22 protein-coding genes and 4 tRNA genes are annotated in these 23,433 nt (G+C 51.4%); 15 read left to right on the top strand and 11 right to left on the bottom strand.

Annotated features, from left to right (window positions below):
• The 6 genes from BGL48_RS15065 to BGL48_RS15040 all read left to right on the top strand — a co-directional run bounded on the left by BGL48_RS15065 (position 1) and on the right by BGL48_RS15040 (position 5,372).
• The gene (locus BGL48_RS15065) at positions 1-1,413 is read left to right on the top strand and encodes an FAD-dependent oxidoreductase (protein WP_069363419.1); all 1,413 of its coding nucleotides are present in this window, start codon (positions 1-3) and stop codon (positions 1,411-1,413) included.
• Between the two features lie 129 nt (positions 1,414-1,542).
• Positions 1,543-2,238 (top strand): 5'-methylthioadenosine/S-adenosylhomocysteine nucleosidase, encoded by a 696-nt coding sequence (gene mtnN / locus BGL48_RS15060; protein WP_069363570.1) that lies wholly within the window; start codon positions 1,543-1,545, stop codon positions 2,236-2,238.
• Positions 2,239-2,250: 12 nt separating this feature from the next.
• A complete protein-coding gene (locus tag BGL48_RS15055; protein WP_069363418.1) occupies positions 2,251-3,210 on the top strand; it encodes a cobalamin biosynthesis protein in 960 nt (319 codons plus the stop codon).
• A 12-nt stretch (positions 3,211-3,222) separates the two neighbouring features.
• Complete coding sequence (gene btuF / locus BGL48_RS15050) at positions 3,223-4,071, top strand: vitamin B12 ABC transporter substrate-binding protein BtuF (protein ID WP_077649202.1); 849 nt, start codon at positions 3,223-3,225, stop codon at positions 4,069-4,071.
• A gap of 20 nt (positions 4,072-4,091) precedes the next feature.
• A complete protein-coding gene (locus tag BGL48_RS15045; RefSeq protein ID WP_069363568.1) occupies positions 4,092-4,703 on the top strand; it encodes a TRIC cation channel family protein in 612 nt (203 codons plus the stop codon).
• A 105-nt stretch (positions 4,704-4,808) separates the two neighbouring features.
• Positions 4,809-5,372, top strand: coding sequence for a flavodoxin family protein (locus BGL48_RS15040; RefSeq protein ID WP_069363417.1), 564 nt, complete (start codon positions 4,809-4,811; stop codon positions 5,370-5,372).
• A 113-nt stretch (positions 5,373-5,485) separates the two neighbouring features.
• Here the strand turns inward: BGL48_RS15040 and tyrS are convergent, their stop codons facing one another.
• Entirely contained in the window at positions 5,486-6,673 is a 1,188-nt protein-coding gene (gene tyrS / locus BGL48_RS15035) for a tyrosine--tRNA ligase (RefSeq protein ID WP_069363416.1), read from the bottom strand.
• 244 nt (positions 6,674-6,917) lie between these two features.
• On the opposite strand from tyrS, the gene BGL48_RS15030 reads away from it, so the two are divergent.
• Positions 6,918-8,240 (top strand): peptidoglycan DD-metalloendopeptidase family protein, encoded by a 1,323-nt coding sequence (locus BGL48_RS15030; protein ID WP_069363415.1) that lies wholly within the window; start codon positions 6,918-6,920, stop codon positions 8,238-8,240.
• A 74-nt stretch (positions 8,241-8,314) separates the two neighbouring features.
• Here the strand turns inward: BGL48_RS15030 and erpA are convergent, their stop codons facing one another.
• Positions 8,315-8,656 (bottom strand): iron-sulfur cluster insertion protein ErpA, encoded by a 342-nt coding sequence (erpA, locus tag BGL48_RS15025; RefSeq protein WP_021022145.1) that lies wholly within the window; start codon positions 8,654-8,656, stop codon positions 8,315-8,317.
• Between the two features lie 213 nt (positions 8,657-8,869).
• On the opposite strand from erpA, the gene hemL reads away from it, so the two are divergent.
• Positions 8,870-10,162 carry a glutamate-1-semialdehyde 2,1-aminomutase gene (gene hemL / locus BGL48_RS15020; RefSeq protein WP_069363414.1) on the top strand — a complete coding sequence of 431 codons (1,293 nt, stop codon included), beginning with the start codon at positions 8,870-8,872 and terminating at the stop codon, positions 10,160-10,162.
• Positions 10,163-10,282: 120 nt separating this feature from the next.
• Here hemL and glsB read toward each other — a convergent pair whose 3' ends face one another.
• Both glsB and trmB read right to left on the bottom strand, forming a co-directional pair.
• Positions 10,283-11,203: a glutaminase B gene (gene glsB, locus BGL48_RS15015; RefSeq protein ID WP_069363413.1), complete on the bottom strand. Its 921-nt coding sequence runs from the start codon at positions 11,201-11,203 to the stop codon at positions 10,283-10,285.
• A gap of 89 nt (positions 11,204-11,292) precedes the next feature.
• Positions 11,293-12,009: a tRNA (guanosine(46)-N7)-methyltransferase TrmB gene (trmB, locus tag BGL48_RS15010; RefSeq protein ID WP_069363412.1), complete on the bottom strand. Its 717-nt coding sequence runs from the start codon at positions 12,007-12,009 to the stop codon at positions 11,293-11,295.
• Positions 12,010-12,210: 201 nt separating this feature from the next.
• On the opposite strand from trmB, the gene mutY reads away from it, so the two are divergent.
• From mutY to BGL48_RS14975, 7 genes are all read left to right on the top strand, one after another.
• Positions 12,211-13,299 carry an A/G-specific adenine glycosylase gene (mutY, locus tag BGL48_RS15005; RefSeq protein WP_069363411.1) on the top strand — a complete coding sequence of 363 codons (1,089 nt, stop codon included), beginning with the start codon at positions 12,211-12,213 and terminating at the stop codon, positions 13,297-13,299.
• On the top strand, positions 13,296-13,568 hold the full coding sequence (locus BGL48_RS15000) for an oxidative damage protection protein (RefSeq protein ID WP_046074030.1): 273 nt from the start codon (positions 13,296-13,298) through the stop codon (positions 13,566-13,568). The genes mutY and BGL48_RS15000 overlap by 4 nt, the downstream gene beginning before the upstream one ends.
• A gap of 100 nt (positions 13,569-13,668) precedes the next feature.
• Complete coding sequence (gene mltC, locus BGL48_RS14995) at positions 13,669-14,811, top strand: membrane-bound lytic murein transglycosylase MltC (RefSeq protein WP_069363410.1); 1,143 nt, start codon at positions 13,669-13,671, stop codon at positions 14,809-14,811.
• Between the two features lie 135 nt (positions 14,812-14,946).
• A tRNA-Phe gene (locus BGL48_RS14990) sits at positions 14,947-15,022 on the top strand.
• Positions 15,023-15,067: 45 nt separating this feature from the next.
• A tRNA-Thr gene (locus BGL48_RS14985) sits at positions 15,068-15,143 on the top strand.
• Positions 15,144-15,145: 2 nt separating this feature from the next.
• A tRNA-Phe gene (locus BGL48_RS14980) sits at positions 15,146-15,221 on the top strand.
• A 4-nt stretch (positions 15,222-15,225) separates the two neighbouring features.
• Positions 15,226-15,301, top strand: a tRNA-Asn gene (locus BGL48_RS14975).
• Between the two features lie 96 nt (positions 15,302-15,397).
• On the opposite strand, the gene BGL48_RS14970 is transcribed toward BGL48_RS14975, so the two are convergent.
• From BGL48_RS14970 to BGL48_RS14940, 7 genes are read right to left on the bottom strand one after another with little or no spacing between them, the layout of a single operon-like run.
• Positions 15,398-16,450 carry a protein-glutamate methylesterase/protein-glutamine glutaminase gene (locus BGL48_RS14970; protein ID WP_069363409.1) on the bottom strand — a complete coding sequence of 351 codons (1,053 nt, stop codon included), beginning with the start codon at positions 16,448-16,450 and terminating at the stop codon, positions 15,398-15,400.
• The gene (locus BGL48_RS14965; protein WP_069363408.1) at positions 16,450-17,097 is read right to left on the bottom strand and encodes a chemotaxis protein CheD; all 648 of its coding nucleotides are present in this window, start codon (positions 17,095-17,097) and stop codon (positions 16,450-16,452) included. The genes BGL48_RS14970 and BGL48_RS14965 overlap by 1 nt, the downstream gene beginning before the upstream one ends.
• A 1-nt stretch (position 17,098) precedes the next feature.
• Entirely contained in the window at positions 17,099-17,941 is an 843-nt protein-coding gene (locus BGL48_RS14960) for a CheR family methyltransferase (protein ID WP_069363407.1), read from the bottom strand.
• Positions 17,942-17,943: 2 nt separating this feature from the next.
• The gene (locus tag BGL48_RS14955; RefSeq protein WP_069363406.1) at positions 17,944-20,337 is read right to left on the bottom strand and encodes a methyl-accepting chemotaxis protein; all 2,394 of its coding nucleotides are present in this window, start codon (positions 20,335-20,337) and stop codon (positions 17,944-17,946) included.
• 3 nt (positions 20,338-20,340) lie between these two features.
• Positions 20,341-20,811 carry a chemotaxis protein CheW gene (locus BGL48_RS14950; protein WP_069363405.1) on the bottom strand — a complete coding sequence of 157 codons (471 nt, stop codon included), beginning with the start codon at positions 20,809-20,811 and terminating at the stop codon, positions 20,341-20,343.
• An 8-nt stretch (positions 20,812-20,819) separates the two neighbouring features.
• Positions 20,820-21,317, bottom strand: a complete 498-nt coding sequence (locus tag BGL48_RS14945; RefSeq protein WP_069363404.1) for a chemotaxis protein CheW — start codon at positions 21,315-21,317, stop codon at positions 20,820-20,822.
• A 9-nt stretch (positions 21,318-21,326) separates the two neighbouring features.
• Entirely contained in the window at positions 21,327-23,426 is a 2,100-nt protein-coding gene (locus BGL48_RS14940) for a chemotaxis protein CheA (RefSeq protein ID WP_069363403.1), read from the bottom strand.
• Positions 23,427-23,433: the final 7 nt, after the last annotated feature.

The raw sequence follows: 23,433 nt of genomic DNA, 5'->3' as shown, positions 1-23,433 counted from the left end.
ATGAGCCAGAACATCTATCAGTTTATTGATGTACAACGCATTGACCCGCGTAAGAAAGCGATTGAAACGCGCAAAATTGAGTTCGTCGAAATCTACGAACCCTTCACCGAAAAGGAAGTATCAGCACAAGCCGATCGCTGCCTTGATTGCGGTAACCCGTATTGCGAATGGAAGTGTCCGGTACACAACTATATCCCTCAATGGCTGGAACTTGCCAACCAAGGGCGGATAATTGAAGCGGTAGAGTTATCACACCAAACCAATAGCTTGCCCGAGGTATGTGGCCGTGTCTGTCCACAAGACCGTCTGTGCGAGGGTGACTGCACCCTCAACGACGACTTTGGCGCCGTCACCATCGGCAATGTCGAAAAGTACATCACGGACAAAGCCTTTGAAATGGGCTGGAAGCCTGACATGTCACACGTCGAGTGGACAGACAAAAAGGTCGCCGTGATTGGTGCCGGCCCAGCGGGGCTCGCCTGCGCCGATGTGCTGGTCCGCAACGGGGTCAAACCCGTGGTCTTTGACCGCTACCCAGAAATTGGAGGCTTGCTCACTTTTGGCATTCCATCGTTTAAGCTCGAAAAAGATGTGATGCGACATCGCCAGCGCGTCTTTACCGAGATGGGCGTTGAGTTTCGCCTTAACACCGAAGTGGGCAAAGATATTGACATGCAAACCTTGGTTAACGACTACGATGCCGTTTTCTTAGGGGTAGGTACCTACAAGTACATGCGTGCAGGGCTGGCTAATGAAGATGCACCTGGCGTCTTTGATGCCCTGCCCTTCTTAGTCTCCAATACTTACAAGGTGATGGCACTGGATAACGCCCCACCGTTCATCGATATGGCGGGGAAACGTGTCGTGGTGCTTGGAGGGGGAGATACCGCGATGGACTGTGTCCGTACCTCAATTCGCCAACAAGCCGCCAGTGTCACCTGTGCCTACCGTCGGGATGAGGAAAACATGCCTGGCTCGCGCCGTGAGGTGAAAAATGCCCGCGAAGAAGGGGTGAACTTTATGTTCAACCTGCAACCGCTGGGGATTGAAGTTGACGGTAACGGCAATGTGAGTGGGGTTACTGTGGTAAAAACCCAGCTCGGAGCGCCTGATGCCGCGGGTCGCCGCCGCCCAGAGCCGATTGAAGGCAGTGAGCATGTGCTGGAAGCGGATGCGGTGATCATGGCCTTCGGTTTCCAGCCGCACGCAATGGAATGGCTAGAACCCTACGACGTCGCTCTTGATGAGCGCGGGCGAATCCAAGCGCCCGCCAAAGGGGATATCTTGTACCAAACTACGAACCCCAAAATTTTTGCCGGGGGCGATGCGGTGCGCGGCTCCGATTTGGTGGTAACGGCCATTGATGAAGGTCGCAAAGCCGCGGACGGCATCATGGACTACTTAGAAGTATAACGCGAGCGATACACCGTTTGATATCCTTCACGTAGACATCGATGTTATCGATCCAGAAGTGCCTCAAAGGAGGCACTTTTTTATTGCCTCATGTACACTAACGGCATTTACACTAACAGGGTTATCAGCATGAAAATCGGTATTATTGGCGCCATGGAGCAAGAAGTCACTCTACTGCGCGACAAGCTGGAAAATAGCGCCACTCATCAAGAAGGCGGCTGCACCTTTTATACGGGCACTTTGCAAGGCCATGATATCGTGTTACTTCAGTCTGGCATCGGTAAAGTTGCCGCTGCCGTTGGTACCAGTTTGCTGCTATCACAATTCAAGCCCGATTGGGTGATCAACACAGGGTCGGCCGGTGCGTTTGAGCCTTCACTCAATCTGGGTGATGTGGTGGTGTCTTCAAAAGTCTGTTATCACGATGCAGATGCCACTGCATTCGGCTATCAAATGGGACAAGTGCCGCAGCAACCAGCGGTCTTCGAGTCCGATGAAGCGTTAATGCAACTCGCGGAAAAAGCCGTGGACAGCCAAACACATGTGGTGCGTGGCTTGATCTGTACCGCCGATACCTTTGTCCACACCGAGGCCCACCGCCAACATATCCATACCCACTTCCCAGATGCGGTGGCCGCCGAAATGGAAGCGGCAGCGATCGCGCAAGTGTGTGCCCAGTTTGCCACGCCTTTTGTAGTGGTACGTGCTATCTCGGATGTGGTCGCCGAAAAAGAGTCACCCATGACCTTTGAAGAGTTTCTGCCGTTAGCGGCCAAAAGCTCATCGGCCATGGTGGAAAACATGGTCACAATGATCGACGCCTAATCGCACGCCCCCATGGATGATTTGCTCAATCCGCAACAATGGATGATCTACGCCGCCGACCAAGGACGCTTATGGGCATTGTGGTTGGCGGTATTCGTGCACTGGCTACTCCCATTGCCCGGTCAATACTCCCCGTTTCAATACTGGCGGCAGTATGCCGACTTGCTCGCGAGCCAAGTCAACAAAGACACATACCCTAAGCGCCAGCGTAAGCTTGCCGGTGCGCTCGCCTTAATCTTGATGGGTGGCACCCTCGCGATTTTTTTAATCGCCACCCGCGAGCTGGTGTGGTCGCGCCCCCTGTTCGATGCCATATTGCTCTGGCTCGCACTTGATTGGCGACCGATCGATAAGTTTGGCCATACCATCGCCCATGCAATAGACCAACATGACAAAGGCGCAGCGCGCGCGTTGCTCGCCACCCGCGTCAACCGTGAAACCGAGTCTCTGTCATTGATTGGAATAGGGAAAGCGGCAGCGGAAACACTGCTTCTCGGCACGGCGCGACACTGTGTTTGCGTGATATTTTATTATCTGCTGGCAGGCGGCGTAGGTGCCTTGCTGTACACCAGCTTAGTACACCTTCACCGCGTTTGGACCCCAAGCCGCTTAAGCTACTACCCATTTGGCTTGGCCAGTGCCCGCTTATTGAACCTGTTGGATATAGTGCCAATGGGGCTGTTTGCGATGATCGTGGCAATGAGCCGTCAACCGTGGTCACACCTGAAAACCGGCTGGCAGCAGGGCAGACGCTGGCGAACGCTTGGATCAGGTTGGCTACTCGCCTGCGCGGGCAGTCGCTTCCAGCTCTCTCTAGGCGGCCCAGCTGTCTATCAAGGCACCAAGACCTTGAGAACCAAAATTGGCTATGGTGTCACCCCTGCTTGTTATCACCTTTTATTGCTGCGCTTGAAGTTAACCCACAGTGTTTTAATCTGGCTCGGGTTATGCTCTTTGGTTTTAATCGTTTAAGGACACTGATTGATGCCGCGTTTTCGTGCCCTTTTTACCCTTTTTCGCTTGCAAGCTTGGTGGCTTGTCTTGGCGTTAATATGGATGCCTTTTGCACACGCCACCCCGCTGCGAGTGATTAGCCTCGCTCCCCATGCCACCGAGCTAGCTTATGCCGCTGGGCTGGGTCCTAATATGGTCGCCGCCAGTGCTTACAGTGATTATCCGCAGCCAGCGCAATCGCTTGAACGCGTGGCCAACTATCGGGGCGTCAAACTCGAGCGCATTATCGCCCTGCAACCCGATCTTATTTTAGCTTGGCGCGGCGGGAACCCACCCAAACCTCTGGAAGCACTGGCGGAATTAGGCTTTACCATCCGTTACCTCAACCCCAACACGCTCAGTGATATTAGTCAGTTTATTCGCGAGCTTGGCGATTATAGCGAGAGCCCAGACATTGCCACGCGCAATGCCAACGCCTTTGATCAAAAACTGGCGCAATTAAACGCCCAATACCGCGATGCAGAGCCCGTTCCCTACTTTTATTTACTCAGTGACACGCCACTGATGACCGCCAGTAACCGCGCTTGGCCGAGTCAGTTATTTCGCTTGTGTGGCGGGAAAAATATCTTCGCCGATAGCGCCGCCGCCTATCCACAAGTAAACATGGAGCAAGTCATCACACGTACCCCCAAGGTGCTTTTCCACACGGGCGAGCAGCCACCAGACAGTTGGGATTCGATGGCCGACTTGCTGCCTAATACGACGCACCAGTTTACTTGGCCACTTAACCCGGATTGGCTCACTCGCGCGACCCCTCGCGCATTAAACGCGGCCGAGCAAATTTGTACCGCCCTCGATAAAGTCCGTCAGGCGCAATAGGATTTAGCATGACTCAGACCATGATTTTGTATTTATTCGACTTATTCGGTACGGCCGTGTTCGCGATTTCCGGTGTGCTGGTGGCGGGTCGTTTGCGTATGGATCCCTTTGGTGTAGTGGTTCTCGCCTGTGCCACCGCTATAGGCGGCGGGACAGTCCGAGATATGGCAATCGGTGCCACACCGGCATTTTGGATTACCGACACCACCTATATTTGGGTGATATTGGCCACCTGTGTCGCCACTATGCTACTTATTCGTCACCCTCGTCGTCTTCCCTGGTACGTGTTGCCTTGTGCCGATGCCGTTGGGCTGGCGGTCTTTGTGGGTATCGGCGTCGATAAAGCCCTCAGTTATGGCGCATCTCCCTTGGTGGCGGTGATCATGGGCGTGATTACCGCGTGTGGTGGCGGCATTATTCGTGATGTGCTCGCACGCGAAGTGCCTATGGTGCTGAGAACAGAAGTCTATGCCACTGCCTGTATTGCCGGCGGTATCGTTCACACCCTCGCCGTTCAAGTCAGCCCAGGCACTGTCACGGCCTCTATTGTCGGTATGGTCACCACACTATTGATTCGCTTAGCGGCGATCCGCTGGCATTTATCGTTACCGCCGTTCGCACTAGACAGATAACGATAGCAATTATTGTTAAGGTGTAGCGAGATATAGCAGATAGTGGTTGAAGTATGGGCTACACAACCTAAGGTCATGGGTAACAGCCTCAATAAAGGAGCCACAATGATCAGCATTGCCATCATTTATCACTCTGTCAGCGATCATACTCATGCGCTAGCCACTACCATTGCCGAGGGCATTCATGCCGGCGATGCAGAACCTGTGGTTTACCGCATTGATCCTGAGATGATAGAAAACGGACGCTTTGTCGATGATAAGGTGTTTGAAAAGCTTAGAGAGGTCGATGCCATTATTTTTGGTGCCCCCACCTATATGGGTGGACCGAGCGCCCAATTTAAGGCGTTCGCCGACGCGTCTAGCCCAACGTGGGAAAACCAAGACTGGCGAGGAAAGTACGCGGCAGGCTTTACTGTAGGCACCTATCCAGGTGGCGATCAGCCCCAGACACTGCAGTATTTCCAAACTTTAGCCAGCCAGCATGACATGCTGTGGCTAAGCCTTGGTCGTGCCAATATCGGGGTAGAAAACATTAACCCAAGTGGCACAAGCCTTGGGGTGACGTCACACACTCCAGACGATGGCCAACTTAGCGAGGCCTGCCTACAAACAGCGTTTTACCTTGGTCAACACATGGTTCGTGCACTAAAAGGCGTTTGGCATACCTAGTCGCTAAGCACCTGTCCAACTATCGGTGGGGAATGATTGACATAAAAAACCCTCGCGTACATGCGAGGGTTTGATATGTTGGTGCCCGCTTACGGCGCCAGATAGGGTAGAGCTTAGCTGAGCGTCACCCGGGCAAACTTGCGCTTGCCCACTTGGTAAACGGCTTCACCGGCGGCCGGCACCAGCTTGGTATCTTCGACTTTTTCACCATCAATTTTCACCGCGCCTTGGCGAACCATACGCAGTGCATCCGAAGTGGAATTAACCAGCCCAGCTTCTTTTAACAGATTAGCAATCGCCATACCTTGCTCGAAGGTAAAGCTTGGCATCTCATCCGGCATTGCGCCTTTTTGGAAACGATTGACGAACGTTTGTTCAGCGGCATCAGCATCGGCGTCGGAGTGGAAACGCGCGATGATTTCTTTGGCTAGCAAGATCTTAATATCACGCGGGTTTTTCCCGGCTTGTACGTCTTGCTTAAACTGCGCCACCTCCTCAAGTGGGCGGAAAGACAGCAGCTCATAGTAATCCCACATCAGATCGTCAGAAATCGACATGATCTTACCGAACATGTCATCCGGGCGCTCGCTTACACCAATGTAGTTATGTGCTGACTTAGACATCTTTTTCACACCGTCTAATCCAACCAGTAGTGGCATGGTCATCACCACTTGCGGGCTTTGTCCTGCTTGTTTTTGCAGCTCGCGCCCCATCAGCAAGTTGAATTTTTGATCGGTGCCGCCCAACTCAACATCCGCTTCTAGCGCGACGGAGTCGTGCCCTTGAAGCAGTGGGTAGATGAACTCATGGATAGCAATGGCTTGGTTGCTGGTATAGCGCTTTTTAAAGTCATCACGCTCAAGCATGCGAGCCACGGTGGAGCTTGCTGCCAAACGGATCATGCCATCTGTGCCCAGCTCTCCTAGCCATTTCGAGTTGAATTCGATACGCGTTTTCGCCGGATCCAGAATTTTGAACACCTGCTCTTTGTAGGTCTCTGCGTTTTGCAGCACCTGCTCACGCGTCAAAGGCGGACGGGTTGTATTTTTACCACTTGGGTCACCTACCATACCGGTATAGTCGCCAATCAAGAAGATCACTTCGTGGCCAAGCGCTTGAAAAGCTCGCAGCTTATTAAGGATCACTGTGTGACCCAGGTGGATATCGGGTGCGGTGGGATCCGCGCCAAGTTTGATGCGAAGAGGACGATCCTCTTTCAGCTTCGCCACCAGCTCGTCTTCCGGGATTACTTCATCTACGCCACGTTTTAGCTCTGCTAGCGCGGCTTCCAGGCTCGCCATAGTCTCTTGCTCCTACCCAATAGGCAAAAATGTGATAAACCGACATATTACTCGAATAGCGACAGTTTTTGAAACCAGTTAAACTGATAGAGTGTGTACAAGGTGCGCGCAGCGGCTGCCGTCAAAAGATGTATGTGGTCTTTGTGTCAGCCGTGTCAAATCTACTTCAGGGCATCATCCCCAATAAAACCGATTGGGTGTCTGACTGTCATAACTTTATTCGTAGTGATTCAACATAGTCTTCATGCCGTTAAATAAACTCGCAGCCTTACCCAAGTTACATAAACTCGTTATCGGTGCATTAAGCGCATTCATTGTCTTGTTAATGTTGGTACCAGACGGCGCCGATACGCCGCGCCCTAAACCTAATTTCGAACCGGGAAAGCATTACCCTTTACCGGTTGAGGCCGTCTCACTCCTGCCTCCCAAAGATGAGATGCCCGCGCAGTTTAAGCGCAATATCCACTGGCAAACCTATGAAGTACAGCCTGGCGAGAGCATGGCGCTATTGTTTAGCCGTGCGGGGTTAAGCCCCACCACTCTCTATCGTCTCGTCAATGCCGACGAAAGAACGCAAAGTCTCGCTTACTTAAACCCAGGCGATGAAGTACGTCTAGGGGTTGATGATGACGGCGAGCTGGTGCAGCTCATTCAACCACGAGGCAGTAACGAAACCCTGATCGTGAATAAAATTGATGATAGCTATCAATCACGGCTGGAAACCAAGCACGTTGATACGCAGCTAAACTTTGCCCGTGCGACTATCAAGTCAAACTTTTGGCAAGCTGCTTCTGATGCTGGATTAAACCCAAATCAGATCATGCAACTCGCGGGGATTTTTGGCTGGGATGTGGATTTTGCCCTTGATATTCGCAATGGCGATAGCTTTTCAGTGCTGTACGAAGAAGAATTTGTCGAAGGAGAGCATATAGGCAGTGGCAATATCCTCGCCGCCACCTTCACCAACCGAGGGGATACCTTCACGGCAGTACGCGCCAAAAATGGCAAGTACTACACACCGAGCGGCAAGGCGATGAAAAAGGCGTTTTTGCGCTCACCGGTTAACTTCCGCTATGTCAGCTCAAACTTCAACCCACGTCGTTTGCACCCGGTCACTGGCCGTGTGAAGCCGCACCGTGGCACCGATTATGTTGCGCCAGTGGGAACCCCAATCAAAGCCGCCGGGGACGGCGTGGTGATGAAAGCCTCATACAACCGCTTCAACGGCAACTATGTGTTTATCCGCCACAGCTCGACCTATATCACCAAGTATTTGCACCTGACCAAGCGTAAAGTGAAAACCGGTCAGCGCGTCAAACAAGGGGATATTATCGGTACGCTAGGTTCAACAGGGCGGGTGACGGGTGCACACTTGCACTATGAGTTTCTCGTTCACGGTGTCCATAAAAACCCGCGGACGGTAAAACTGCCTGAAGCCAAGTCTCTTCAAGGTGAACAAAAGAAGGCGTTTGTGCGTTTGGCTGAGTCACGCATGGCTCAGTTGAGTAAGTTTAACCAGCTGTTGGCCACAGTTGGCAGCCTTAACCACTATAACCGTGGCGGCTAATCAGCTCTGCGGATCAAAAACGGCGCCTGCAGGCGCCGTTTTTGATTGTCGTCAGCGGTATCGCCACAACACGATTAAACGCTAAATGACGCACCACAACCACAAGTCGTTGTGGCATTAGGGTTATCAATGAAAAAGCGCGATCCTTCAAGGCCCTCGGTGTAGTCGACCTTCCCGCCCATCAGATACTGTAAGCTCATAGGGTCAACCACCAGCATCACGCCGCTTTTCTCGATCTCCATATCTCCTTCGTTGACGTTTTCATCAAAGGTAAAACCATATTGGAAGCCGCTACAGCCACCACCGGTGATATAGACGCGCAACTTCAGGTTGGGGTTTTCTTCTTCCTGAATCAGCGTCTTTACCTTGGTTGCCGCGGCCTCAGAAAACTCTAACGGCAAAGGTGCTTCGCTCATTGTTACCTCACATGCTCTTTGTGCTAATTATTCGATTATCCAATACCTGAGTAAAGTGTTCAAGTATTGCGCGTTTGATCGCAACTGTGATCAGTACGTATTAATTGCCAATCTTGTCTTAACGAAATCATACTCTACCTCGCCAGTGTTCCGTATCTTTGGTTAAAATACGCCAACGCAATTTAGGCCAAGCCTTACCAAACAGGATATGTCATGACCAAATCAGCACAACTTTTTCAACAAGCTCGACGCACCATTCCCGGTGGCGTGAATTCTCCCGTGCGTGCTTTTGCCGGTGTCGGCGGCGACCCTGTCTTCATGGAGCGTGCTGACGGCGCGTACATTTTTGATGCCGACGGCAAAGCTTATATCGATTTTGTTGGCTCTTGGGGGCCGATGATCTTAGGCCATAATCACAGCGCAATCCGCGAAGCCGTGGTGGATGCTGCTCAGCGTGGCCTCAGCTTTGGTGCGCCAACCGAGAGTGAAACAACCTTATCGGAGCTGGTAGCAGAGTTAGTGCCTTCGATGGAAATGGTACGCATGGTGAACTCAGGCACTGAAGCGACCATGAGCGCCATTCGCCTTGCGCGCGGATTTACCAAACGCGATAAGTTCATCAAATTTGAGGGCAACTATCACGGCCATGGCGATTGCTTGCTGGTCAAAGCGGGGTCTGGTGCCCTCACCCTCGGTGAACCCAACTCTCCAGGGGTGCCGGCCGACTTTGCCAAGCACACTCTGACCTGCACCTATAACGACCTAGACTCGGTGCGCCAAACGTTTGAGACCTATCCTGACGAAGTGGCGTGTATCATTGTTGAGCCGGTATCCGGCAACATGAACTGTGTGCCGCCGCAACCCGGCTTCTTACAAGGCCTGCGCGAACTGTGTGATGAGTTCGGTGCCTTACTGATTTTTGATGAGGTCATGACTGGCTTCCGCGTGGCATTAGGTGGCGCGCAAGCTTATTACGACGTCAAACCTGACTTAACCACATTAGGCAAAATTGTCGGTGGTGGTATGCCAGTGGGGGCATTCGGGGGACGTCGTGAGGTAATGGAATACTTGGCTCCGACAGGGCCAGTATACCAAGCGGGAACACTCGCCGGGAATCCCGTCGCCATGGCGGCCGGTCACGCCTGTTTGTCTGAGCTTCGCCAGCCAGGTAACCACGATTACTTGACCCATGTGACCCATCAGCTCGCAGAAGGGTTCAAATCCTTAGCTGACAAACACGGTATTGCGCTGACCACGAACCAAGCAGGCGCGATGTTTGGCTTCTTCTTCACCGAGCAAGAAACCGTCACCTGCTTTAAAGATGTGCAACAGTGTGACACCGAGCGCTTCAAGCGTTTCTTCCACTTGATGCTCGAGCAAGGCGTGTACTTGGCCCCTTCTGCGTTTGAGGCTTGCTTTACCTGCTTAGCGCATGGGCAAAAAGAAATTGATGCCACGCTCGCGGCCGCTGACCATGCTTTCGCCACATTGGCCGCTGACGCCTAGCTACTTGATGTTATCGCGGTATCGCCGTGATGCTAAAAAGCCCCACAGGTGAATGCGGGGCTTTTTGTACTCAAAGGTATTCATATTGCCCTTATCATGGGCGCAATATCGAGGTTTACCCTAAAATATCGAGCGGCCAATTCGAGCCGATAATAGCTCCAACGCAGCCGTTCCCGCTAAGGAATTGCCCGAAGGGTCTAGCTCCGGCGACCAGACGGCAATCGACATCTCACCAGGCACAACGGCAATAATGCCCCCGCCTACCCCGGATTTACCTGGCATGCCTACGCGATAAGCAAATTCACCCGCACCATCGTACAAGCCACAAGTCGCCAATAAGGCGTTCATCTGTTTGCTTTGTGTCGGGCTCAAGATAGCGGTGTCATCACTTAGCGGTGTCCCTTTATTGGCCAAGTAGAAAAACGCCTTTGCCAAGTCGACACAGCTCATCTCTAACGCACAATAATGAAAATAGTTGGTTAATACTGGCACCACATCATTATCAAAATTGCCAAACGCACGCATCAGATAGGCAATCGCTGCATTTCTGTCGCTGTGCAGCATTTCTGAATCCGCCACCGCCTTGTCGTAACACAAATGTGGATTACCCGCGAGGTGACGTACAAATTCAAGCATCCGTTGACGAGGCGCAGACTGGCGCGTGTGTAGCATGTCGCTGACGACCAATGCACCGGCGTTAATAAAGGGGTTACGCGGGATCCCTTGCTCCATCTCAAGCTGGATTAACGAATTAAACGCTTGTCCAGAGGGCTCTTTGCCCACACGCGCCCAGATTTCCTCAGCTTGATAGTTTTGCATCGCCAGTGTCAGGCTCAACACCTTGGAGATCGATTGAATAGAGAATGCCTCATCAGCATCACCGGCACGGATCACATCGCCATCGTTATAACATACTGCGATCCCGAGTTTGTGATTGGCCACATCGGCTAATGCGGGAATATAGTCAGCCACCTTGCCTTGTCCAATTAATGGCCGAACATCGTCAAGAATTTGCTCGAGTAATTGCGCACTGGGTTTCAAGGGCAGCTTCCTTCTACAACATAGGACAAAAAAGCCAACCTCAGGTTGGCTTTAAGTGCGTAACAGATGCTGAGTGACACACGCGTCTTTTAGGCGGTGCGCGTGTATTTGATATCCCAAACACCGTGGCCAAGGCGCTGTCCACGCTGCTCAAATTTAGTCAGAGGACGATCGTCAGGGCGTGGGACATAAAGCCCCTCTTGCGCCACGTTCTGATAGTGAGGCGCGGCTTCCATCACGTCAATCATATGTTCGGCATAGTTTTCCCAATCAGTGGCCATGTGGAATACGCCACCCACTTTCAGCTTGTCACGTACCATTTCAGCAAACGGTAGTTGGACAATGCGGCGCTTATGGTGACGTTTTTTATGCCAAGGATCAGGGAAGAACAGTTGCACGGTGTCGAGGCTGTCTTTTGGCAGCATTTGCTCAAACACCTCGACCGCATCGTGACACATCACACGTAGGTTGGTGACACCGGCTTCGCGCGCGGCCATCAAACAAGCACCTACGCCTGGGGTGTGGACTTCAATACCCACAAAGTTTTTCTCGGGGGCATTTTTAGCCATCTCCACCAAAGAAGCGCCCATACCGAAACCGATTTCCAGCACCACCGGATTGTCGTTGCCAAACACCTGCTGCCAATCCAGTTCGGTCGCCTCGAAGTCAATGCCCATGGTCGGCCAAGATTCGTTGAGCGCTTGCTCTTGGCCTTTGGTTAAACGGCCTTCGCGACGCACAAAGCTGCGTACTTTACGAATAACTTTGCCATCCTCGGTCAGTTCGGTTTTAGTGACTTCAGTCATGATTGAGTGCCTGTGATGCAGTGTTAGTGATGGTGGTGAAAAAGACCATCGATTGTTGGAAATCTAAACGGACTGCGCATTATGCAAAGTTTTCGCCATTGCGCAAGTTGGCCGCACTGATCCTATTAGTGTGCCTGCTCGTTAGTGTACCCTGTGACCTGCCTTTGTGCACGTGTGAGCAAAACAATAAGAGAGAGCACAGTGAGTCAATCTTTTTCCGACGCCATTTTAAACTGGTACGAGCAATATGGCCGTAAAACCCTGCCTTGGCAACAAAACAAAACCCCGTATAAGGTCTGGCTCAGCGAGATCATGCTGCAGCAAACCCAAGTGAGTACGGTGATCCCATACTTTGAGCGCTTTATGACGCGCTTTCCAACAGTCACCGCTCTCGCCAATGCCGAACAAGACGAAGTGTTGCACCTATGGACAGGACTTGGCTATTACGCCCGCGCCCGCAACCTACACAAAGCCGCACAAGTGATCGCCCGCGAGCACAACGGCGTGTTTCCTACCACACTCGAGCAAGTCATGGCGCTACCTGGTGTTGGGCGCTCAACTGCCGGCGCAGTGCTATCGCTATCGCTTAATCAGCCCCACCCTATTTTGGATGGCAACGTCAAACGCACCTTGGCACGCTGCTATGCCGTCGAGGGCTGGCCGGGAAAAAAGCCGGTAGAAAACAAGCTTTGGGAAATCGCTGAGGCACTCACGCCCGCCACGGATACCGATAAATACAACCAAGCGATGATGGATATGGGTGCCATGGTGTGTACTCGCAGCAAGCCTAAGTGCGAGCTTTGCCCGGTCGCAGACCGCTGTGAAGCGCGCGCGCAAGGCCGTCAGCTTGATTTTCCCGGTAAAAAGCCCAAAAAGACTTTGCCCGTAAAGCAAGTCAGCTTTTTACTTATTCAATACCAAGACGATATCTGGTTAGAGCAGCGTCCGCCCAGTGGGCTATGGGGCGGGCTATGGTGCTTACCGGAAGCATCAGAGCAGACACTTGATGTCGATATTGCCGACAAACTACAAGGGGTCAAACCGACTCACACTGAGGTGCTCACCGCGTTTAGACACACATTTAGCCACTTCCACCTAGACATTGTCCCCGTCAAGGTGTGTGTGAATCAGCGACCGCAAATCATCATGGAAGCGAACCAAGGGCTTTGGTATAACTTGTCGCAACCAGCAAAAGTTGGGTTAGCCGCACCCGTGAAAAAGCTGTTAACCTTATTAGAACACGAGCGCCAACAACACCTCACAGGCGATGACAAGGAGCCTAGATTATGAGCCGTACCGTATTTTGCCAACGTCTACAAAAAGAAGCCGACGGGCTAGATTTCCAGCTTTATCCCGGCGAGCTGGGCAAACGCATTTATGACAACATTTCCAAAGAAGCCTGGGCTGAGTGGCAGAAAAAACAGACCATGCTCATCAACGAGAAGAAACTCAACATGATGGATCCTGAGCACCGCAAGGTGATCGAAGAAGAAATGGTCAAGTTTTTATTTGAAGGCCAAGATGTGCACATCGACGGCTATGTGCCACCCGAGGCTTAATTAACGCGGTCCCACCCACACTCGGGCATCGTCAAGGCTACAAAACACCCGCATTGTGTTAGTCTCAGTGCGGGTGTTTTTTATACTAATGCAATAAACGATGACGCGAATACTTTGCTTGTTGGTGTGCTGCTTTAGCACCTTGCTGTCCGGTTGTAGCCGCGAAAGCGTAGAAAAATATGTGGGCGTGGATTACCAAACCACCAATCGGTTTGCCAAAAATCTAGCGCCCATCCCCGGCCAGTTCGAAAAAGACATCGACGCCCTTAATCAACTGATTAGCCAATTTACCGGCAACATTGAGGTGCGCTGGGGCGAAAACCAAGTGTTCGTGTCAGGCAAACGGGATTACGTCAAATACACAGACAATTACAAAAGCCGGGCGCGCATTGATTTTGAACGCGGTGTTATCCGCGTGGAAACCGTCGCCACGGATGCACCGAAGTCCCACCTCAAACAAGCCATTGTCACCACCTTGCTTACGCCAAGAGATCCGGCCTCCGTCGATCTCTATTCTGCGGCGAAAGTGCCGCTTACCGGCCGCCCTTTTCTCGAAGGCCAAGTGGTGGATCATGAAGGAAAAACCATTACTTGGGAGTGGCGCGCCAATCGCTTTGCGAATTACCTGATTGATAAGCGCTTAAAAAAGAAAAAAGTACGTTTTCAAAACATGTATTACGTCACCATTCCCATGGTCAAGGATCATGCCGCCAAGCGCAGCTATCAATATGCCGATATCGTCCGCCGTGCGTCCAAGCGTTATGGCATCTCGGAAAAGCTGATTTATGCGATCATCAAAACCGAAAGCAGTTTTAACCCTTATGCGGTGAGCTGGGCCAATGCCTATGGCCTAATGCAAGTGGTGCCCAAGACGGCCGGACGTGATGTGTTCAAATTAGTCAAAAAACGCAGTGGCCAACCTACCCCCAAGTACCTCTTTGATCCAGAGCGGAATATAGATACTGGCACCGCCTATTTTTATATTCTCAAAAACCGCTACCTTAAAGCCGTGCGCGATCCACTGTCTCTGCACTACAGCATGATTTCAGCCTATAACGGCGGGACAGGCAATGTGCTGCGCACATTTGATACGAATAGACGTCGGGCCATGCAGGATTTAAACAAGCTGCGCCCGAACCAAGTCTATTGGGCACTGACCCATCGCCATCCCTCTTCGGAGTCACGGCGCTACTTACAAAAGGTCACCCGCTATCAAAAAGCGTTTTCTAAACTCCCCCAATAAAGGGTGGTCAGCGCCGATTTTTGCCTGTTTTTGTCGCACTTCGCTGGGTTTTTATTCAAACAATGCGATATCAGCACTTTTTTCAAAAAAACAGTTGACGGTGAGACGGAAAATCCGTTTAATAGCGCCCCGTTGGCCCGGATAGCTCAGTCGGTAGAGCAGGGGATTGAAAATCCCCGTGTCGGTGGTTCGATTCCGCCTCCGGGCACCATATAATGAAATAATGGTGTGACACACAGTATTTCGCGATTTGTGTGCCGGCTTAGCTCAGTTGGTAGAGCAACTGACTTGTAATCAGTAGGTCGCCAGTTCGACTCCGGCAGCCGGCACCATTGCCTCGATAGCTCAGTTGGTAGAGCAGGGGATTGAAAATCCCCGTGTCGGTGGTTCGATTCCGCCTCGAGGCACCATTATTCCCCCATAGTTCAGTTGGTAGAACGCCGGACTGTTAATCCGTATGTCACTGGTTCGAGTCCAGTTGGGGGAGCCACTTTTAAAGAAACGCTAGCCAAAAGGTTAGCGTTTTTTTTGTTTGGCTACCGCCATGCCGTATTACTCGCCCACACTCTAAGTCGCGATAACGCACTTAGTCCCCATAAATGGCCTCTACTAAAAAATTCGCGACTTCCGTTAAACACAGGGTCTTTGCCGCTCCCCCTCGTTCAATTGCCACGCGAGGCATTCCCCATATAACAGAGCTGGCTTGGTCTTGCGCGGCAGTCAGCGCCCCCGCTTGGCGCATTTTCAATAGCCCAGTGGCGCCATCTCTTCCCATTCCGGTCAATATCACGCCAATCGACTGTCTGCCGACAGAGCCTGCGATGGATGAAAACATCACATCTACGGAAGGGCGATGACGCTCAACGGGAGCACTATCGGAGAGCTGACAGTACAAATGTCCTTGCCGGTTGACCACGGTGAGGTGTCGATCGCCGGGCGCGACATACACGCGCCCTTGCGCCAACAGCACTGTGTCTGATGTGACGGCTTCAACTTGCAATCGACATACGCGGTCTAATCGCTCGGCAAAAGGGCCACAAAACGCTGCTTTGATATGCTGTGTGACCACAATGGGTGGCATGTGCTTGGGTAAGCGCTCGAGGATACCACGTAGTGCCTCTGTCCCGCCCGTCGATGCCCCTAGCCCGATCACTTGATAGCCACTACGGTTGAAATGCTGGCGGTCGATGGTGACGTTCGGCGGTTTATTCCAAAGGTTTGTGTGGCCAACACTCGCCTGCGCCGCCATCTTCACTTTGCTGATCAGCTCCTCACGCTCACGGATCATGGCAGTGGCAAGGTTCAATGATGGTTTAGGTACATAATCCACCGCCCCAACCTCCAGTGCTGTCAGGGTGACATCTGCGCCATGCTGGGTCAGGGTCGACACCATGATCACTGGCATCGGTCGTAAACGCATCAGGTTTTTAAGAAACTGGATGCCATCCATTTTGGGCATTTCAACATCGAGCGTGATCACATCCGGGTTAAACTTTTTTATTTTTTCACGCGCCTCGTAAGGATCGGCAGCCAAGCCAACGACCTCTAACTCGCTGTCACTGTCTAAGCATTCCCTGATTAGGGTGCGATAGAGCAAGGAATCATCAACCACCAATACTTTGTAACGATATTGGCTCATCAGAATAGCTCCACGTCTTGCTCATCGGTGCCGTCCTCATAAGACTCTCGCAGCAAGCGCTGATTGTACTGGCTCTCTTCCGCCACCAATTGCTGACTCAGTGACTGGATTTTCTTCACCCAAGCCTTACCCGTGCGAGGATCGAAGAGCACTTGGCGCGGAAAGACCTGTCCAAGATCTTCCGACACCAAAAGAAGCTGCTCATTGGTGACATATTGACGAACAAAGTCGATATTTTTGCGGCCAATGGCAATATTTTGCCTCATAATGTTACCACCACCGAATAACTTCACTCTTAGCCGACTTTTTACCGCCCCTTGTTGAAGCAAAGAATTAATCAGTATTTCCATGGCGTAATTACCGTAACGGGCAGCATGAGACAAATACGGCTCCGCTGTCCAAGCACTCTCTGCCTCTTCGCACTTAAGAGGCAACATAAAATGGTTCATGCCGCCCACTTGGGACTCGGGATCCCAAATACACGCAGCAATACATGAGCCCAAGCCAGTGGCAATCAACTCATCATTAGCGCTGACATAAACATCGCCCGGTTGTAGCTTCACCATGTGCTTGTCGTGCTCAGGACTAAAAAAACGGGTGAGTGTTTTCTCTTGAGCATGCCGGTGTAATTCCAGGGCTTGGCGCATATCACTCCCGTTTACGGTATATGGTGTGACCTAAATTATCGAACTGCTCCGCCATCTTTCCGAGTCCTTCAGAATGGCCGATAAAAAGTACCCCCGCCGGTACTAACTGGTTCCAGAACCGCTCAAGCAGCCGTTGCTGTGTGGCGCGATCAAAATAAATCATCACGTTACGACAAAAAATCGCATCCATCGCTTGCTTATGAGGCCACTCTCCTTTCAGGTTAAGTGGCTCGAAACGGATCGCATCCCGAAGCTGGCGCTTGGCCTTGAATAGATCTTGCTTGACGCCTTTTCCTTTTAAGAACCCGTTTTGCAAATAAATTTCTGGAATCGAGTGGACAGCATCCAAACTGTAAAAGCCTTTGCGAGCCGTATTGAGCACATGGGTGTCTAAATCAGTGGCGAGGATTTGTACATCCCATTGCCTCTCTAACAACCCATGCCCTGCAAGTACAGCGGCAATGGTGTAAGGCTCTTCCCCCGTCGAGCAGCCCGCAGACCAAATCCGAATACGCTTTTGCTTAGCCGCTTGCCAATAGGGGATCAATTCGCGGGCTAAAAACTCGAAATGGTGGCGCTCACGAAAAAACTGGGTTTTATTGGTGGTCAGTGCATTAACAAACGCGACTCGTTCGTCTTTACTCTGCTCAACCAACGCGAAGTAGTCATCAAACGTCGCCATGCCTGTTCTACGTAGGCAACGCACCAGACGGCCGTACACCATATTTTTCTTTTTATCCGCAAGAAAAATTCCCGTCTCATTCGCCATAAACACTTGTACATATTTAAAATGACGCTGACTAAAATCGTAAGCACCAGATGACGCATTCACTGGCGCAGTCATGGTTAAAATTCCTCCCACTCATCGCTGACCTCATCACTCGAAGGCTTTTGATGACTGCTCACTTGGCGAGGCTCGTAGGCGGCTTCTCCATTGCGGTAATATTTCCCTCTTGCCTTGGAAACGGCTTTATTGGCGTGCTTGGGCGCGCTTTTACGTTGAGTGTGAGGAGGATGAAGATCCGCTAACTTTTCAGCATCGATGTCAACTTGAAAGAAACCAACCAGGTTGATTAACTCTGCACCTTCTTCCCGCATCGCCTGACTAGAAGCTGCAGCCTCTTCGACTAAGGCCGCGTTTTGTTGCGTCATTTGATCCATCCGAGCCACGGAACGGGTGATTTCATCAATACCTGTGGCTTGCTCTTGACTTGCCACATTGATCCTATCAATGAGCTGAGAGACCTCAGACACAGAGGCGACAATCTCTCCAAGCATCGCGCCTGAATCATCCACCAGCTTCGAGCCTTGCGCGACTTTTTCCACACTGTCCTTGATTAAGTCTTTGATCTCTTTCGCTGCGCCCGCACTGCGTTGTGCCAAGCTACGCACTTCACCCGCCACAACGGCAAAGCCACGTCCTTGCTCCCCCGCACGCGCCGCTTCCACCGCCGCATTCAAGGCAAGCAAATTGGTCTGGAAGGCGATTTCATCAATCACCCCAATAATATCGGCAATTTTCTTGCTGGCATCATTGATTTCCGCCATCGCTTCAATGGTTTCTTTGACTACATCACCGCCCTTGCTCGCTTTTTCACTGGCCTTACTCGACGCCAAATTCGCCGATGATGCGCTCTCGGCATTTTGCTTTACCGTCGCGGTCATTTGCTCCATGCTCGCCGCAGTTTCTTGTAAGTTAGCTGCCTGCTCTTCGGTGCGCTCACTGAGATCATTATTACCCTCAGCAATTTCGGCTGACGCTGACGCCACCCTTGCCGACGAGTGCGTGATCTTTTCAACCATATTACGAACATTGTTGATCGAGGTATTAATCGCTCGGCTGAGAACGTCAAAGTCGCCTTTGTAGTCTTCCGACATGGTCATTTTCAGGTCGCCTTTAGATACGCCCTGCATGACGCGAATAGACTCGTTCACCGGATCAATAAAGCTATCCAATAATTGATTGATACCGTTGCCGAGTTTCGCCATAGAGCCACGGTATTGACTGGTGTTCATTCTTGCAGTGAGGTTGCCTTCCGCAGCACTCGCAATCAGTCGTTCAACCTGGCGCTGGCCATCCATCTGCTCAGTGATATCTTCCCATTGCAACCCTGGCCCGATGTATTCCCCATCATCGTCATAAAGCGCAATACAACTCAACGCAAATTCGAGTTTCCCCAACGTGATTTCCGCTCGGTAAGGCATACAGTCTGGGTTGGCAATCACAGACTGTTGGTGCGCAGGATTTTTATGGAATTGATCAATACTGGACCCCACCAGCTTATCCACTGAGAAGTTGGGGAAGATTTCACGCATTTCACTCTCACGACTTTTGAATAATTTGGTCACAGCCGGATTGAGGTAACGAATAATGCCGTCTTTGTCGGCCAGCATGACATTGGTGGTCATTCCTTCCACAATGGCAGCAAGCAACGAGTGCTCTGACTCTTTTTTGCGCTTTATCGTGACATCACGCCACTCAATCGTCGTGCCGATATGCTTTCCATGACGGTCGTAGTTGGCGGTAGCATGAAACTCAAAACGCGCCTCTTTAAGGCGGATATCCCGGTTAATGGGCATTTTTTCAGGATTCAGAAAGGTTTCGCGCTGCAGTTGAGGGAATAAATAGTCAATGTATTTGCCAAGAATGTCGTCACGGCTGGCGGCAAAGGCACTATTTTTCGCGCAGAAGGCTTTCTCATACTGTTGGCACAATGTCACTGCCTGCTCATTCACATGCGTGATCTCACCGTGTGCTCCGAGTAAGACAAAGGCACTGTGGGTATGGTCCAGCGCCGCTTTAAGGCGTTTATGTTCTTCGGTTTGGTGGGCACGTGCCGTCACATCACACAGCTCAACACTGTAGCTGTCTCCATCAGCGACTTTACTGGCAGACACGCGCAACTTACCCGCGCCTAACTCAATGGTTTGGACGGATGGTTTGTCGTCGATAAGCTGCTCCCACTGTTGGTAGTCGACTACGTCAGTTGCGAGTATGCGGCTCATGGGTTGACCAACGAGTACCTCACTTTTCGCGATAAAATCCTCGTTGCCACGTTCGCGAATCGCAGCCTGGTAACATTGCAACAGTTGCAACGCACGCCGATTGATTAAGGTGACGTGCAGCTGACTATCAAGCATCACAAGTGCAGCAGGCGAGACATTCAGTGCCGCGAGAAGCTGCACATTCTGTTTGGTCTGTTGGTTGTCTTGCTTTGCTTCCCTTTTAAACCACGCCATATTCTAGTCCTCGTTTGCACTTTCCGGTTGTGCGCTTTGTTGTAACTGATCAAAGTCGAACAACTGCTCCAAATTAATTAATACCAGGTGTCTGTCATTCACCGCCGCAATGCCTTTCATATACCACTCATCCTGATGATGAAGCCCCGGAGGATCCTTAATTTGCTGCTCTTCCAAATTGTGTACTTCTGCTACCGCATCCACCACGATGCCAAGCGACACTCCTTGTTGGCTACGTACGATAATAATGACGCTCGTGGCGCTGATCGTTGCGGGGGGCATGTCAAAGCACTGACGAATATCCATAATCGGAATGTATTCTCCCCGTCGCTCCAGCACCCCTAACATGTGAGGCAGGGTGTTAGGGATACGGCGAACGTCCGACCACCCTCTTACTTCTTTCACATCGAGTATATGGACGCCGTATTCTTCATCTTCGAGTAAGAAACTTAAGTATTCTCGCGATTGCGTCATACTCTCTCCTATATCCATCGCTCGATACGCAACAGCTCATCGACATTCACCAATGACATCACCCGTTCGCCAACATTGAGTAAGCCGCTGACATAAGCAATCACTTGAGAATCACCGAGTGGAGGCATAATTTGTCCCTCCCCTTGGTCCACCACATCCGAGACGGCATCAACCACGACGCCCATAATTTTGCCATTGGCCATCTCGCTGGCTCGCAGAATCAGCACCACCGTCTCTCGATGATAGTCCACTTGAGAGGCTTGAAAGCGGATGCGTAGATCCATCACCGGCACGATCATCCCACGCAAGTTGATTACGCCAAGAATAAATGCCGGTGAGCGTGGGATAAGCGTGGGAGGCGACCAAACACGGATCTCTTCCACCATTTGAATGTCCACGCCATACAGCTCGCCATCGAGTTCGAAACTCAGATAATCACTGCCTTGCAGTTGCTCAACACGGTCATCAATATCAAGCACAGTGTCTGATTCCACTCCCGTCTGCATATCATCTCCTTATGCCGCGGCAATATGGCCGCTCGCATCACTGACACGGGCTAAAAACTGCGTGATCAAGCCTTGAATATCTAAGATGAGAGAAACAGAGCCATCGCCTAAAATGGTCGCGCCAGAAATACCCGGTACGCGAGCGTAATTGGACTCCAAGCTTTTAATCACCACTTGCTGCTGACCAAGTAGCTCATCAAGTAACAGGCCGACCTTTTTATCTCCCGCTTCCACCAAACACAGCAGTTGTTTATCGAGATCATCGTCAGTACTGCCCAAGCCAAATTCTTCTTTGAGTCGAAGAATGGGAATATTTTCTTCTCTCAAGCGATAGAGCTGCACACCGGATGCGGTCTTAATTTGGCGACTATCCACCTGAAGCGATTCAATGATAGAAATCAAAGGCACCACGTAGACTTCTTCTGCGATTTTCACCAGTTGACCGTCCAGAATCGCCAGTGTCAGCGGCAAGCTGATTTGGAAGGAACAGCCTTGATCTACCGTTGAGTGCACATCAATATTGCCACCTAACTGCTCGATATTGCGCCGTACCACATCCATGCCCACCCCACGTCCAGAAACATCAGACGCCTGTTCCACGGTTGAAAAGCCTGGGGAAAAAACCAGGTTAAATACATGGCTATCCGTCAATTCACAGAGCGGGATATCATCAGAAATCAGCCCTTTATCAAGTGCTTTTCGCCAAACCCTTTCTTTATCCAGACCTGAGCCATCGTCACTGACTTCAATGACAATCGAGCCACCTTGATGATAAGCGTTCAGATGCACCATCCCAGTTTCTGGCTTGCCTTTTTCCATGCGTACTGCCGGGGTTTCTAAGCCATGATCAACCGCGTTGCGAACCAAGTGAACCAGCGGATCAGAAATGCGCTCAAGCACGGTTTTATCGAGCTCGGTATTCTCCCCCTCAATCACTAACTCCACTCGCTTTCCCAATTGCAAGGATAGGTCGCGAATCAAGCGAGGGAAGCGGTTAAAAGCAAAACTGATGGGCAACATACGGATATTGAGCACGCTTTCTTGCAGCTCTTTAGTATTGAGCATCAGTTGCTCAAGGCCAGATTGCAATTGCTCAAGCCGCTCAGGGGAGAAGTCACTACTTAACTCTGCCAACATCGACTGCGTAATCACTAGCTCGCCCACGAGGTTGATTAGGTTATCGACTTTATCGATGTCCACGCGGATCGAGGAGACACTGGCATCACTTTTCGCCGCGGGTTTGTTAGCTTTCTTGACAGCGGGGGTTGGCTCGGAAGATGAGGTATTTTCCGACGTTTGTGGCTCAGTGACAGGCGCTTCCGCCGCAGTAGACGCGGCATCCATATCACTGGGCACGCTACGATGAATGGGGGTAATGGTGAGATCGCATTCGTCTTCAACCCATTCGAAAATCGCTTCGATTTCATCGCGTGGGACATGACCATCAACCTGAATATCCCACCGTAAATACAGCTTTTCTGGGTCTAGCTGCGCAAAGGTTGGTAGGTGGGTAGAGTCACAACGAACCTCCGCCCCACCAGGTAATGCATGTAACTCACGCAAAATCCGGACAGGATCATTGCCTGAAAATAACATCGCTGGATCCGGCACAAAGCAGATTGCCCACTTTTCGATATCTGAGCCGGCCGGCTCTTGCGGGGCCAGGTCAGTCGACAACGGCGCCGAGGAGAGATCGCTTGATGAGGAAGAGGCAGAATCATCACTATCCATGATCGCATTGAGGGCGGCATTGACTGCATCGGGTTCGCTTTTGTCGTACTCAGCGTCATTTTCGTAAGCCTCAAGCATCGTGAGAATGCAATCCACACCACGCAGGAGAATATCAATGGTTTGCCTATCGAGTTGTCGGTTGCCCTCGCGTGCCTCATCAAGCAAGGCTTCCATCACATGGGTGAAGTGGCTGATATCGTCAAGATTAAAAGTCGCCGCGCCACCTTTAATCGAGTGCGCGGCACGGAAAATGGTATTCATGGATTCAAAATTTGCTGCACCGAGGTCGAGTGCGAGCAGGCCTCTTTCGAGCACTTCAAGGTTCTCGCGACATTCCTCGTAGAAAATGCGTCGCAATTGATCCATATCCATGGCCATATCCCCC

It is taken from the genome of Salinivibrio sp. SS3, assembly GCF_001722105.1.
GTDB classification, from domain to species: Bacteria; Pseudomonadota; Gammaproteobacteria; order Enterobacterales; family Vibrionaceae; genus Salinivibrio; species Salinivibrio kushneri.
The sequence above is the reverse complement of the archived record's forward strand: the minus strand, read 5'-3'. Positions and strand labels throughout refer to the sequence as shown.

Excerpts from the sequence above, each read along its gene's own strand:
- BGL48_RS15065 (WP_069363419.1), top strand. The coding sequence starts at position 1 with ATGAGCCAGAACATCTATCAGTTTATTGATGTACAACGCATTGACCCG.
- mtnN (WP_069363570.1), top strand. The coding sequence starts at position 1,543 with ATGAAAATCGGTATTATTGGCGCCATGGAGCAAGAAGTCACTCTACTG.
- BGL48_RS15055 (WP_069363418.1), top strand. The coding sequence starts at position 2,251 with ATGGATGATTTGCTCAATCCGCAACAATGGATGATCTACGCCGCCGAC.
- btuF (WP_077649202.1), top strand. The coding sequence starts at position 3,223 with ATGCCGCGTTTTCGTGCCCTTTTTACCCTTTTTCGCTTGCAAGCTTGG.
- BGL48_RS15045 (WP_069363568.1), top strand. The coding sequence starts at position 4,092 with ATGATTTTGTATTTATTCGACTTATTCGGTACGGCCGTGTTCGCGATT.
- BGL48_RS15040 (WP_069363417.1), top strand. The coding sequence starts at position 4,809 with ATGATCAGCATTGCCATCATTTATCACTCTGTCAGCGATCATACTCAT.
- tyrS (WP_069363416.1), bottom strand. The coding sequence starts at position 6,673 with ATGGCGAGCCTGGAAGCCGCGCTAGCAGAGCTAAAACGTGGCGTAGAT.
- BGL48_RS15030 (WP_069363415.1), top strand. The coding sequence starts at position 6,918 with ATGCCGTTAAATAAACTCGCAGCCTTACCCAAGTTACATAAACTCGTT.
- erpA (WP_021022145.1), bottom strand. The coding sequence starts at position 8,656 with ATGAGCGAAGCACCTTTGCCGTTAGAGTTTTCTGAGGCCGCGGCAACC.
- hemL (WP_069363414.1), top strand. The coding sequence starts at position 8,870 with ATGACCAAATCAGCACAACTTTTTCAACAAGCTCGACGCACCATTCCC.
- trmB (WP_069363412.1), bottom strand. The coding sequence starts at position 12,009 with ATGACTGAAGTCACTAAAACCGAACTGACCGAGGATGGCAAAGTTATT.
- BGL48_RS15000 (WP_046074030.1), top strand. The coding sequence starts at position 13,296 with ATGAGCCGTACCGTATTTTGCCAACGTCTACAAAAAGAAGCCGACGGG.
- mltC (WP_069363410.1), top strand. The coding sequence starts at position 13,669 with ATGACGCGAATACTTTGCTTGTTGGTGTGCTGCTTTAGCACCTTGCTG.
- BGL48_RS14970 (WP_069363409.1), bottom strand. The coding sequence starts at position 16,450 with ATGAGCCAATATCGTTACAAAGTATTGGTGGTTGATGATTCCTTGCTC.
- BGL48_RS14965 (WP_069363408.1), bottom strand. The coding sequence starts at position 17,097 with ATGCGCCAAGCCCTGGAATTACACCGGCATGCTCAAGAGAAAACACTC.
- BGL48_RS14960 (WP_069363407.1), bottom strand. The coding sequence starts at position 17,941 with ATGACTGCGCCAGTGAATGCGTCATCTGGTGCTTACGATTTTAGTCAG.
- BGL48_RS14955 (WP_069363406.1), bottom strand. The coding sequence starts at position 20,337 with ATGGCGTGGTTTAAAAGGGAAGCAAAGCAAGACAACCAACAGACCAAA.
- BGL48_RS14950 (WP_069363405.1), bottom strand. The coding sequence starts at position 20,811 with ATGACGCAATCGCGAGAATACTTAAGTTTCTTACTCGAAGATGAAGAA.
- BGL48_RS14945 (WP_069363404.1), bottom strand. The coding sequence starts at position 21,317 with ATGCAGACGGGAGTGGAATCAGACACTGTGCTTGATATTGATGACCGT.
- BGL48_RS14940 (WP_069363403.1), bottom strand. The coding sequence starts at position 23,426 with ATGGCCATGGATATGGATCAATTGCGACGCATTTTCTACGAGGAATGT.